This window comes from Bradyrhizobium cosmicum (genome assembly GCF_032290525.1).
GTDB classification, from domain to species: Bacteria; Pseudomonadota; Alphaproteobacteria; order Rhizobiales; family Xanthobacteraceae; genus Bradyrhizobium; species Bradyrhizobium cosmicum_A.
Genome location: NZ_JASXTA010000039.1, coordinates 21,841 through 34,533 on the forward strand (window position 1 = coordinate 21,841; position 12,693 = coordinate 34,533).

At 58.7% G+C, this 12,693-nt stretch carries 8 protein-coding genes and 1 pseudogene; 4 read left to right on the top strand and 5 right to left on the bottom strand.

Annotated features, from left to right (window positions below; translation table 11 throughout):
- Positions 1 to 691 precede the first annotated feature (691 nt).
- Both QSV46_RS41575 and QSV46_RS37330 read left to right on the top strand, forming a co-directional pair.
- The gene (locus QSV46_RS41575) at positions 692 to 1,138 is read left to right on the top strand and encodes a 3-keto-5-aminohexanoate cleavage protein (RefSeq protein ID WP_409997270.1); all 447 of its coding nucleotides are present in this window, start codon (positions 692 to 694) and stop codon (positions 1,136 to 1,138) included.
- Between the two features lie 50 nt (positions 1,139 to 1,188).
- Positions 1,189 to 1,974, top strand: a complete 786-nt coding sequence (locus tag QSV46_RS37330; protein WP_314963634.1) for an SDR family NAD(P)-dependent oxidoreductase — start codon at positions 1,189 to 1,191, stop codon at positions 1,972 to 1,974.
- 445 nt (positions 1,975 to 2,419) lie between these two features.
- Here the strand turns inward: QSV46_RS37330 and QSV46_RS37335 are convergent.
- The 5 genes and pseudogenes from QSV46_RS37335 to QSV46_RS37355 form a co-directional block, all read right to left on the bottom strand.
- Positions 2,420 to 3,766 (bottom strand): annotated as a pseudogene (locus QSV46_RS37335) (IS5 family transposase).
- Between the two features lie 373 nt (positions 3,767 to 4,139).
- On the bottom strand, positions 4,140 to 4,901 hold the full coding sequence (gene istB, locus QSV46_RS37340; protein ID WP_314963617.1) for an IS21-like element helper ATPase IstB: 762 nt from the start codon (positions 4,899 to 4,901) through the stop codon (positions 4,140 to 4,142).
- Positions 4,902 to 4,916: 15 nt separating this feature from the next.
- On the bottom strand, positions 4,917 to 6,446 hold the full coding sequence (istA, locus tag QSV46_RS37345) for an IS21 family transposase (protein ID WP_314963637.1): 1,530 nt from the start codon (positions 6,444 to 6,446) through the stop codon (positions 4,917 to 4,919).
- Between the two features lie 342 nt (positions 6,447 to 6,788).
- Positions 6,789 to 7,049: a hypothetical protein gene (locus QSV46_RS37350; protein WP_314963619.1), complete on the bottom strand. Its 261-nt coding sequence runs from the start codon at positions 7,047 to 7,049 to the stop codon at positions 6,789 to 6,791.
- Between the two features lie 86 nt (positions 7,050 to 7,135).
- The gene (locus QSV46_RS37355) at positions 7,136 to 8,596 is read right to left on the bottom strand and encodes a CoA-binding protein (RefSeq protein ID WP_314963622.1); all 1,461 of its coding nucleotides are present in this window, start codon (positions 8,594 to 8,596) and stop codon (positions 7,136 to 7,138) included.
- A 670-nt stretch (positions 8,597 to 9,266) separates the two neighbouring features.
- Here QSV46_RS37355 and QSV46_RS37360 point away from each other — a divergent pair.
- Together QSV46_RS37360 and QSV46_RS37365 are read left to right on the top strand one after the other, a co-directional pair.
- Positions 9,267 to 10,163, top strand: a complete 897-nt coding sequence (locus QSV46_RS37360; protein WP_314963640.1) for a 3-keto-5-aminohexanoate cleavage protein — start codon at positions 9,267 to 9,269, stop codon at positions 10,161 to 10,163.
- A 737-nt stretch (positions 10,164 to 10,900) separates the two neighbouring features.
- Positions 10,901 to 12,556, top strand: coding sequence for a class I adenylate-forming enzyme family protein (locus QSV46_RS37365; protein WP_314963625.1), 1,656 nt, complete (start codon positions 10,901 to 10,903; stop codon positions 12,554 to 12,556).
- Positions 12,557 to 12,693 lie beyond the last annotated feature (137 nt).

Here is a 12,693-nt window from a genome sequence, read left to right on the forward strand (position 1 = left end):
CAACGTATCAGTGGTTTAGCCCGCTTCGGCCGATCATTTAACTCGCGTAGCACCCGCCTCGTCCGTGGACGAAAAAATCACCCAGAGATCGTCGAACATCGGATCAAAGAGCCAAACATGTTCAAGGGTTGCCCGAGTGAGCCGTCGCACAACAGTCTGGGCACCGCCAACGTGCTGCACATAACAATCTGCGCAAAGAGGCAACTTTGGTGCAATGCTCGTCGCTACTCACGATCCTCTCACGATGGATGGGTTTCCGCCGCACCCTCTATTCTCGTGCTAAGAGGATGAAGCAGAAGTACGTAATGTACGGATGAATGTTGTCGCCTTCGCGCATGAGTCTCTCTTTTGTCCCGCCAGCCGTGTGGGGTCGGTTACGGCGATGTCATCAATCCGACGATCCGGCGGTCAATCCAAGGAGCCTGCTCCAGCTGTTTTCTCGCCTCAGACCAGGCCCGCACGGGATTCGGTGAATGGCACGCTGATTGCTTGGACAAGGATTGCGGCTGCAAGATGCTTGCAGCGGCACTGTCGCCACGAGCCCCGACGTAAGACTCGTGCGATTACTAAACCTAATGCGCGGAACGCCGTTCGCTCGGAAAACCAAAAGATATAACCGCGGTTATACGAAACTTACTCGCCGGTATAGACTACCAAGTTACGCATAAGCTCTCATAAGGAGAAAATTGGGATGATCTCCGAGGTGTTCATTACGTGTGTGCTCGAAGGTGGCAGGAATGCGGTGGAGTGCAGCCTTCATGCGTCCTTGACCCCGAAGCAGATTGCGCAGTCCGCCATCGAAGCTAGGCGAGCGGGTGCGACGTTGGCGCGCATCCAATTGCTTGATCCCAAAACGCGGTGTAGTACGCGCGATCAGGCGTCGTATCGGGCAGCGGTGCAGCGTATTCGAGAAGCGGACGTGAATTCGGTCATCAACCTGACCGCGGGATTGGGGGGGACCTCGTGCCGGGCTAAGCGGGCTCTCCGCTGCCGACCAACGGACATCGCAAGCGACCGTGAGTGGTCATTACAAGTGGAAGAGTTGCGTCCCGAGATCTGGGCACGGAATTGCGGGTCGATGAGCTGGGCCTTGGCAGATCAACGTCCTGGACGCCACGGGCGATGGCCGCGCGCATGAAGGAATTCGGTCTGCGTCCCGAGTTAAGGCTTGAACAAGGAGAGGGAACGATGTCAAAGAATGCGTTTTGTGCGATAGTCACGGGGGCAGCGTCGGGGCTTGGAGCGGCGACCGCGAACCTCTTGGCCAAGGGCGGGGCGCGCATCGTCGTCAACTATTCCAAGAGCCAGAAGGAGGCCGAGGCCACGGCCGAAGCCTGCCGCATTGCTGGCGCTGCCGAGGTCCTGGTGGTCCAGGGAGACGTCTCCCGCGATGATGATTGCAGAAAGATTGTCGCGGCTGCCGCGTCTTGGGGGCGGCTCGACTTGCTCGTTAACAATGCTGGAACAACAAAACATGTGCCGCATCACGATCTCGATGGGCTTTCGGCGGAGGATTTCCAGCGGATCTATGCGGTCAATACCATTGGGCCCTACCAGATGATTCGTGCGGCACGCTCGTTGCTCGAGGCTGGCGCCACGGTGAGCGGACGACCGGCCGCGGTGGTGAACGTCTCCTCCATCGCAGGCATCAATGGCGACGGCTCATCGGTCGCGTACTCGGCGAGCAAGGGAGCGCTCAACGCGCTCACACCAGCGCTCGCGCGCGCGCTGGCACCTTCCATTCGCGTCAACACCGTTTGTCCCGGCTACATCGATACGGCCTGGTTCACGAAGGGCCGTGGTGAGGCTGGCGCGCGGCAGGTGCGCGATACCGTGGTGGCTCGTGTGCCGCTCAAAGTCGCCTCAAGCGCCGAGGATATCGCTCAACTCGTCTGCTTCCTCGGAAGCCCGGCGTCGAGCAACATGACTGGAGAATGCGTGCGTACAGATGCCGGCTTGCATCTGATTTTGTAAAAGAGCCAAAAACTGTGTCTTCAACCGCAGTCAAGCGCATGCCGCAGTCTGGCAGGCAAGCGTGGCCCTCCGCGCCCACCACGGCTGGCATGCCGATTCGTGCGGTGCAGTTTGTCTGCCAACGAGCACAATTAGAGCGCCCCTCCCTAAGAACCCATCACCTGAATATTGACGCCTCAGCCGCCGCCACGAGGATGCTAAGGACGTTCCCATCGGGCGCGACAGATAGTTCTTGATCGGAGGGCAGCATTTCGCTGCCGCCCGAATCGGCCACACAACATGAGAGCGATAGAATATCGCCGTTCCGCCGAGCCGTCGGAGGGCCTGTCTGTCCTGGACGCCTCGGCATAGGCGACCGCTTGACGTCCTAGAGGCCGAGCAGCATCTACTCTCCGGGAGCCGAGTCCGCCTTCTGGGCAAAGCGACACAACGGCGTCGTCGTCCGTTAAGAAGCCGAATTGAGCGGGAGCGGACAGGCAAGCGTATGCGATAGCTGGATCAGGAAGAGGCACAAGAGTTCTCTGAGCCAGGCGCGGATACGGCGGAAGTTGCGGCCGACTGCTGAGAGCACGACGTTGGCGCCGTCGCCGGCGCGGCCTTTGAGATAGCAGCGGCCAAGGTGACCTTCGGCCTTCAGATGTCCGATGATGGGCTCGATGGCGGCGCGGCGCCGGAGCTCGCGCTTGATGGCGCCGAACACGCCGCGCTTCTGGCCCGAAATGAAGACGCGACGGGGATTTTGCGCGTCGTGGCCGCGATATCCCTTGTCGACATAGGCCCGCTCGATCGGACAGCCGGTGAGCGCCTCGGTGCGGTCGATGACGTCCCGCAGGGTATGACCGTCTTAGGGATTATCGGGCAGCGACCTGGCGTGCAGTACGAACAGGCCACCGGGCGCCCGGCGGTTGTTGGTGACGATGGAGGCCTTCACGCCGAACTCGTAAGGGGCTGCGGCCTTGCCTTTGCCGATGCATTCCACCTCCGGGGCATGGAAGGAATAAAGCTTCCAGCCGCGCTGGCGCTGCTGCTGCGAGCGGATTTGCACGGCCCGGCCAAGCGGGAGGGCGAATGCCTCCTCCAGTGCCGGCTGGCCCTCGATCTTGCGGCGGATGTCGCGGATGATGCGGCCGAGCCGGCTGCGCAGAATGCGCAACTGCCGCTGATGCCGGCTGAACTGTTTGGCATGGGCGTAGCGGCCCGCCATCATCGCGGCGGCCTTGGCCACACGAGAATAGGATTGCCGCAGCCTGACGGCGTGCCTTCTCGCCAGGCGGTTGAGCCCCTTGATAGCCGCATGAAGCAGCTTGGCATCGGTCGGAAAGGTGATGGCCTTCGGCTGCAGCGTGGTGTCGACGGTGACGCGCTTGAGGTCCTGGCCGCGTAACGCGCCGGCCTCGTGCGCCACCCGCAGGCTCTCCGCCAGCAGCAGCTCCAACTTGTCGCCGAGCCGCTTGCGCCAATGGCTCAGGTCCGAGCGCTCGTGCGGGAAGGCATGCTGAAAGAACTCTTCCCCGGTGAAGAACTGGAAATACGGGTCGTGAACCCAGCGCTCGCAAACGCCCTCATCGGACAGCCCGTAAGTGTGCTTGAGCAACAGCAGCCCGATCATGAACCGGGTCTCGATCCCGGGCCGGCCATTCTCGCTGTAGAGCGGCGCGACCTCGCTGTCGATCCAGTCCCAATCGATCTTGCCGGCGAGCTGAACCAGCTCGTGCTTCATGTTGATGATCTGGTCCAGCCGCGCCCGGAACAGATCGTTCGATCCCGTCGTCCTGTGCTTCTTCGGTCGCATCGGCCCCTCCGATGCACCACAGAATCATGGTCCGCAGCGAAAGGGAATCCACAAACGAAAATTGCAAGGTTTGGGGGCCTCAAGCCCCCAATCCCTGCAATCTCAAATGCCGGCGCAACCGGAAAACTGACTCCTGCTCAATCGCTTAGAGCCTTGTTCACGGACGACGGCTTCGTTAGCTTCCTCGATGTCTGGCGTAGCCGCTCGCTCTCGTGCCGCTTGGCCAGACTAGCGCCTGACGCGCCAGATGAACTGCGCATTTCGGTGATGGTGAGCGGCGATTTCACTCGATAGTGAACTCTCGTTTCGTTTGATCGTGAGCAGATATTTCACGCGATCCTGAGCGGCCGCTTCGACCGACATGGTGATTGGTTCAGGGGTTTGAGGCGGCGTCAAGAGTTTGATTGCGGGCGTTCTTCTTTCGCATGCTTTCTCCGGTAAGCTGAAGGCGGTGAACGTTGTGAACGAGACGGTCCAGGATGGCGTCGCCGAGGGTTGGGTCGCCGATGATGTCGTGCCAGTGTTCGACGGGGATCTGGCTGGTGACGATAGTCGAGGCGCGACCGTGGCGATCATCGAGGATCTCGAGAAGGTCGCGCCGTTCGGGCGGATTGAGAACCGACAGCCCCCCATCGTCGAGTATCAGGAGATGAACGCGGCCGAGGGTTTTGAGCATGCGGCCATAGCGACCGTCGCCGCGCGCGAGGGCGAGAGCCTCGAACAGGCGTGGGACGCGATGGTATTGGACCGAACGATTGTCGCGGCAGGCCTTGTGGCCGAGGGCGCAGGCAATCCAACTCTTGCCGAGCCCGGTTGCCCCGGTGACGAGCAGGTTCTCGTTGCGGTCGATCCAGTCGCCGCCGACGAGTCTGGCGAAGACGGCGCGATCGATGCCGCGTGACGTACGCAAATCGACGTCTTCCACGCATGCGCTTTGGCGCAACGCGGCGAACTTGAGGCGGGTCGTGAGACGTTTGGTGTCGCGCTCGGCGGCTTCGCGATCGACCAGCAATCCGACGCGCTCCTCGAACGACAAGGCATCGAGATCTGACGATCGTCGCTGCTCCTCCAGGGCTTTGGCCATTCCGGTCAAGCCGAGTGCGATCAGCCGTTCATGGGTGGGATGCGTCAGCATTGAGATCTCCATGGTTCAGTGGAAATAGCCCTGACCGCGGATGTTGCGGTGGCGCAGGGATTGATCGTTGGATGTCTCCTCAAGGAACGCGCGATCAAGGCCGTTCTTTAGGATCGAGCGGATCGAGGCGACGGAGCGAGCCTTGATGAGGATGCCGCCTCGGCAGGCCGCATCGACGCGCGCATTGTCGTAGCTCCTGGTCAGCGACAGGATGCCGAGGCAGGTGCGAAAGCCTTGCTCGGGATGAGGCTTTGCCGCGATGACCGCCTGGAAAAACGCCGCGGCAGAGGGGCCGATCTTCTCGCTGGCCGCGATCAGCCCTCCCGGCGTCCACTTACCGTAGCGGCGATGGGCGCTCGGCATATGATCGGCGATCGTGGTATGGCCGCGGCGGTTGGGCGCACGGGCGTGGCTCGCGATCCTCTGACCCCTGTGGAAGATCTCGACGGTCTTGTCGGCGATGCGGACATCGACGAGTTCACGGATCAGACGGTAAGGGGTAGAATACCAATGGCCGTCGATCTCAACGTGGTAGTCGGGGGCGACGCGACAACGCTTCCAGCGCGCAAAGACATAGGGCTGGTCCGGCAGTTCTCCCAGCTTGAGACGATCGATCTCGGCGAACAGTTCGGCGCGGCTGGAGCCGAAACCGCGCATCTGACGGGCGTTGAGTTCGCCGACCAGGACGTGGATGGCAGCGTTCAGTTCCGCCAGGGAAAAGAAGCGCTGATTGCGCAGGCGGGCCAGGATCCAGCGCTGCGCGATCTGGACGGCGACCTCAACCTTGGCCTTGTTCTTTGGTCGCCTTGGCCTCGCCGCCCGGATCGCGGTGCCGTAATGGCCGGCCATCTCGGCATAGGTTCGGTTGATTCCAGGATCGTAACGATCGGGGTTGGTCACGGCGGCCTTGAGATTATCGCAGACCACGAACTTCGGCACGCCGCCGAGGTACCTGAACAGGTTGGCATGCACGCCGATCCAGTCGGACAGGCTCTCGCTTGGGCAAGCCTCGGCGTAGGTGTAGTTCGAGGCCCCCATCGCCGCGACGAACAGCTTCATGGCGCGTACTTCGCCGGTGATGGGATCGAAGACGTCGATGGTGTCGCCGGCGAAATCGACGAACACCTTCTCCCCGCCGATGTGAGTCTGACGCATGCTCGGGCGCGCACGCTGCTTCCAGGCCTCGAAGGTCGTGCAAAACCAGGTATAGCCGAAGCCGTCGGGATTGGCGGCGCGATACTCTTCCCACAACAGCAGCCGTGTCACGCTGCGACGGCGCAGTTCCTTCTCCACATAAACCCAATCGGGGGCCGGTCGCTGGTCGCTTTGCGAAGCTGCCGTCGGCGCCGGGAACAGCAGCAGCTCCAGGCCCTCGTCGTCCATGCCCTCCGGCAGCGGCCAGCTCAGCCCGGCAAGGCGGGCACGCCGCACATAACCATGGACGACGCCATTGCTCACCCCCAACGTCCGCGCGATGACGCGCTCGTGTTCGCCGGCCACAAAGTGTCCGACGCGAGATTTCCTCTGCCGTGCTCCTGCGCCAATTCTCGATGCTGAGAAGGCACTTGGTCTAAGCGGCCGGCCATGCGCCTCACATGGCGGACGATTTCTGCCAGACCAGACTACTGTCGCTTGCTGCCATGCCGGCCAGCCTCCGGTAGCTGTCCTCCGGCGGCTCTGCACCATTACGGGATCCCACACAGTTCCAGTTATACCTGCTAAAGCCCACTCTAGCTTCTTCTTTCCGGTCTTTGGCGCTGGCGCTTACCCTGTAGACACCGGCCGACAACTCCGCCCTGCCAAACGCATTAGACCATCCTTGATCTTCGGGCAGTGGAACGCGCCTTCCTCGAACCGCGTGGCGAACAAGCACAAGCCCCTACGATCCTAAAGCGTTCCTTTCGCTTGGCGAGACACATAGTCCGCGCCCGAGAAGGCATAGGCCTTCATGTCCTTGCGCAAAGATCGCAAGCACTTGCGGAAGTCGACTGGCTTGGTGGCCACCATCACCCGAACCGTTCCGGACGGGCCGATCACCGGTTTGCCTTCAGCGCTTGGCCGATAGCTGCAATCATCGTCGCATGCGCGCTCCGGCTGGCTCATCGTGACGCCGTCGAGTTCAATCTCACTATCCGCGAGATCCGGCATAGCCTTGCATCGCCGCGCCTTGCGCTCCTCGCCAACAGCTACAGTCGGGTGCTATGCCGTCTAGTACCACCGGTACAAATTGCAGTTCATCCGCCCCCCGACCTTGAGATGGACGTATGCCATTCGATCACTCTGCCAATAGCTCGAACCGAAACCGCCGTACCTTGTAAGAGCGGCCGGCCGGCGAAGGTGGGTGGGCCTCTATCAATCTGATCGTCGCGACAAAGCCCATTCATCTGCGATACTGGGATGACAATTACCTCAGGATGTTTGGCCACTAGCTCATTAAGAGCGAGGCCAACCGGAGAATCGTCTTCAATGCTCATTGGTAAGTCCCTGCCCCACAGGAGAAGGTCAATCTCACCACTCCCTCCGAGTACCCGCGTGCATCGACTTAGGACCTCAGCATCAAAAGCGCTTTGAGCGCTCAAATCTAGGGGATTGACGCAGTTGGCGAATTTCGGGAGCACGTCCCCCAGTCGTTTGCGCAATTGGCTGGAGAACGAAACGAGCTTGAGGCTTGGCGTCGAGAGAATTAGGTCGGCAACAACATTGCCCATGCCACCGGAAAAACTTGCAAAAGCTACGCGGTTGCCCGACGGTTTGCGACATGCTTGGAAGGCAACCACGGTCTCGACTAAGTCCTCCTCCGAGGCAACGGTAATTACACGCAGGTCGTGCAGGAGGGCGATCTCCCGTTCGTAGCTGTTCACGGCTTGTGTCGCTGTATGTCGGTTAATGGTCTTTCGCACCTCGGGATGAGCGCCGACGCGCAACATAATTATCGGCTTGCCTTGCTCCCGAGCACGCGTGCAGGCAAGAGCGAAGCGTTCTGGATCCTTGATGCCTTCACAATAACTGATGATCATTTCCGTTTGAGGATCGTCGGCGAAGAAATTGATTAGTTCGGCTGTTGTTACGCTGACTTCGTTCCCAGTCGTCGCGATTTTGCTGATGCCAACCCCTCTACCCATTAATGGGTGCATGACAGTCACCATCTGTCCGCTCTGGAACACGCCACTAACCCCCCCCGGGACGACCCTGGCGATTTTGCTGTCTCCAACGGCAACTAACGATTGATGCAAATTAATGATACCGAATGTGTTAGGCCCAATAATGATTGTTGTCTCCGAATCTTCTGCCCAACGCTGAAGTTCTTGCTGCCTAGCGCGGCCTTCCTCGGTGTCAAGTTCCGCGAAGCCGCTCGAAATGATCTGTACAGCGCGCACTGAGTTTCGCTTGCATTCCTCCAGAACCGACAGAATGTTTTCTGCTCGAACGCATAACACGGCCAAATCGACGTGAAACGGAACGTCTGAGATGGACCTGTAGCAGTTCACGTCATCAACGATATTGTAACTCGGGTTGACAGCAGCGATATTCCCATCAAATCCGAAGGATACAAGGTTGCCAAGGATGCTTTTTGCGAGGCTCGGTTTCGGCGAAGCTCCAATCAAGGCAACCCCGTTCGGCTCGAAGAGGGATCGAAGGTTTAGCTTGTCATTGGCTGTTCTCGTCCTACCCGAACGTTGCGCGACTGAGTGCATTCGGCCCTCCTCTCAATGAGTGTTGTCCGATTGTCGTGGCAATGAATGTGCCAGCGACGATTGACGCGCATTTGGGCGGCGGCGATCAAGGTGAGACCGCGCTCTCATCCGGATCGTCGCGCCATACGCATCAGCCAACCGTTTCCAACGAGGCATTCGTACGCTGCAACAACGCTGTCTTCGCCCATGCGCCTCGTGCTCCTGTCAGAAACTGGACAATGTTGTGCGCCATTTGCGTGCGAGATAACAAAGGGAGCGGTTCCGTCCCAACCGGCGGCGAACTCTTATCCAAAATTGACGGTGGTCTGGTTAAGGACGCGGATAGATTGCCACGAGAGAAAGCATTGTGGTTGAGCGGAGTGACTTCTTCACTGACAGCGATGAGGCTCTCGCAACGGGGCTGCCGCCAAGGTCGCGGAGGGACCTATGGATACCCAAGACCTGCTGCTTGGGACACCTTGTCTCCCCTTTTATGCAAAGCCGCGCGAGAAACTTCGCGAACGGCACGTCCGTTGCTAGGATGAGGAGTATGGCTGCGACTTCGTTCGCAGGCTAATGAAGCTGCGGCTAAATCGGCTAAACGCTTTCCGTGGTGCTGGATGAATTGAGACGAGATGGAGATGAAGTGATGATTGGTCTTGATGGACGCTGGTCAGCGGAAAGAGCGAGGATGATCTCTGAGGTTTTTATCACCTGTGCGGTCACAGGTGGTGGGAGTTCGGTGGAGCGTAGCCCGCAAGTACCGGTAACCCCGGAGCAGATCGCTGATTCGGCCATTGAGGCAGCGAAAGCGGGCGCAGCAGTGGTTCATATCCATGTCCGTGATATTCAGACTAGGCGAGGCTCGCGGGATCCCGCCTTATATAGGGCAGTCGTGGAACGGATTCGGAAATCGGATGTGAATCCCGTTATTAACCTGACGGCCGGCATGGGCGGCGACCTTCTGCTAGGTGATCCTCATTGTCCTCTCCCGCCGAACCCTGCGGGGACGGACATGATTGGTGCGATTGAGCGGCTGGTCCACATAGAGGAGTTGCGCCCCGAGATTTGTACTTTGGATTGCGGGACGATGAACTGGGGCGCCGGTGGCCAGTACATCATGGTCAACACTGCTGGAACGCTGCGTGCAATGGCGGCGCACGTGAAGAAGCTCGGGGTGCGTCCCGAGCTTGAAGTATTCGATGCCGGTCAGTTGGTGCTGGTGCGTGACTTAATCGAGGAGGGGGTAATCGAAAATCCGGCGTTGATCCAGCTCTGCATGGGAATTCGGTACGGCGCACCGGACGATCCGATGACGCTGATGGCGCTGGTGCACCAAATTCCGCGGCAGGCAATCTACTCCGCTTTCTCAATCGGACGGATGCAACTTCCATATGCGGCCTTGGCTCCATTGGTCGGCGCCAACGTACGCGTAGGATTGGAGGACAATCTTTACCTGTCGCGCGGAAAGTTGGCGACGAATGCCGATCTGGTGCAGCGAGCAGTAGAAATTCTTGACAGGATGGGGGTGGGCGTATTGAGCGCAGATGAGGTGCGAAAAAATCTCTCGTTGAAAGTTCACGGCTGAGAGTCTGGAATTTCCCGCTGAGAGGCGCGTGTTCAGTCTGCGATCAGGACGCGACTCGCCGCTGGACTGCATGCCAAGGTACTGCTTGGTGCGCCGCCCATTATCGGCGGGTGGCAATCGTAACGCTGCCGCTCAGTTACGCCCGGGGCAGTGGTCCGGGGCACAGTACAGCATCTTGAGCCACGGTTCGAAGTGCCTAGCGGAGCGCCTAGACTGGACGATTGCCTGTACCCGATCTGCGTTCGCGGATCCTTGCTCACGGATTGGATGAGCAAACGTCGGCTGATATCCGGCTGCTCGCCAACGACGTGCCAAGTATGGTGCTGGATCTTTGCCGATGGGACAGCGTTGGATTGGAACTCAAGGAAAGGTTGTTGGCTTTCGCGGTATGATGCTCGTTGTGAACGCTTCGACGAAGAAAGGAATGACGCTGGCTATGCCAACCGCTCCTCCGAATAGCTGACACGAGTTTTCCGTCAGATTAGGTAGGTATTCGATTTCCATAAACAGTGTAGAAAGTGCTCTCTGTACGGAGAACGGAAAAGATCACTGAGTTCATTAAGACACACAGAGTCACCATATTGCTTCCGAATGAGAAGTTGCCGTTTCCCCGTGTATCCAAAGTGGGGCAGCCCCCTGACGATTCAGGAGAGAGACGGCGGCGGCCTCCGCACCGCTCTGCAGCTCAGGTATTGTTCGCCGATTCTCTTTTGTCTCCCGAATGTAAAAGGTCCCCAATGATGTCTCTTGCAAATTTGACAGCCAAGCAACTGAAAGAGCTTGTCGCAAATGCATTGCGCAAAGTCGAGGCGCTGGAATCAGTTTATAAGACCATCACAATCGGCGATCTGGTCTCAATGCGGGCAAAAACACACGGATCGACAATAGCAATCGATGTCTTCGAACGCGGTGAACGCGCGACCTACATGGAGATGGACAGGTCGTCTAACAAATATGCGCACGCGCTGCGTGCGTTCGGCGTACGCAAGGGCGATCGCATCGGAGTGATGCTTCCCAATCGCATCGAGTACCCGATCCTGTGGTTCGCGCTTGCGAAGCTTGGTGCAGTCATGGTCCCGATCAACATACGGTATACGCGACGGGAGATTGAATATGTTCTCAGCGATACACAAGCGAAGTTCGCCGTTGTTGACCAAAGCGTATTGTCGGTATTCTCGTCGATGGAGCCTTGGCCGCAAAACCTTGCTAAGGAGAGAGTAATTGTCACGGGACAGCCTTCCCGTGGGGTGCCTACTACCATTGCTGGATTGGTTGAGGACGCCGACGATTCGTTGCTCGAGGAGAATGTCGGCCCAGACGATCTTTTAAACATTCAATATACTTCCGGAACAACTGGCTTTCCAAAGGGGTGCATGTTGACCCATGACTATTGGGGCGTGTTTTCGTATCAACAAATGTCTTGGGACGACGAGCCGTACAAAAGGTATTTGTCCGCGCAGCCATTCTTCTATGTCGATCCGCCGGTGCATCTTCTGAGGTCATATCGTCAGGGCGGCACGCTCTACCTGGCTCCTCAAATTAGCGCAACACGGTTCATCGGTTGGGTGAAACAACATCAGATAGAGTGGTGCCAAGTTCCCGAGTTGATAGCGCGGGAGGCCGAGGCCGCGAATGAGGACGGGGCGACCTGCCTGAAGCAAATCCTGAATTGGGGCTGGAGCCCTGACACAGTGCGCCAATTCCGGGAACGATTTAGAGTGCGGACCGAGGAAGCATACGGGATGACAGAGATCGGGTTCGCCACACGAATGACTAACCAGATCGACGAGTTGGCCAGTTCAGGTTCGGTCGGGATACGCGCCCCGTTTCGAGCGCTGCGGCTCGTGAACGAGGATGGCAGCTCCACTCAGATCGGCGAAGTCGGTGAACTGTGGGTAAGTGGGCGCGGAATCCTCAAAGGCTATTGGAACAAGCCGGAAGCAAATGTCGCCTCATTTGAGGGCGAATGGTTTAAGACTGGTGATTTGATGCGTCGGGATGAGCTTGGCTTCTATTGGCTGGTGGGGCGCACGAAGGACATGATCCGCCGCTCGAGCGAGAACATCGCTGCGCGAGAGGTTGAGGCAGTCATTCGCGAAATTCCTGAAATTGCAGACGTGGCCGCGATACCGGTGCGCGATCTGAAGCGCGGCGAGGAGGTCAAAATTGTGGTCGAATTGAGAGGAGGGATCGCGTCAGACAATCTGCCCATACAGCGCATTGTCGATCATGCGCGTGCGCACCTTGCGACATTTAAGGTACCTCGGTACATCGCCTTTACGCAGACGCTTCCTAGAGCGATCTCCAGCAACAAAGTACTCAAACGTGAGCTTGTGGCCGTCGCTGATCCGCTGGCTGGGACTTATGACACCAAAGAGAATCGCTGGTTGTGAAACCGATTATACGCTTGTTCTTGCAGATGCGTAAGTTGTCGTGGCTGACGTGCCCCCGCGAAATGAGGCCAGTTTGAACTGGAATTTTCCACTTATGATCCCCTGATGGGGAGAGGAGAATTCCATGAAGGCATCGA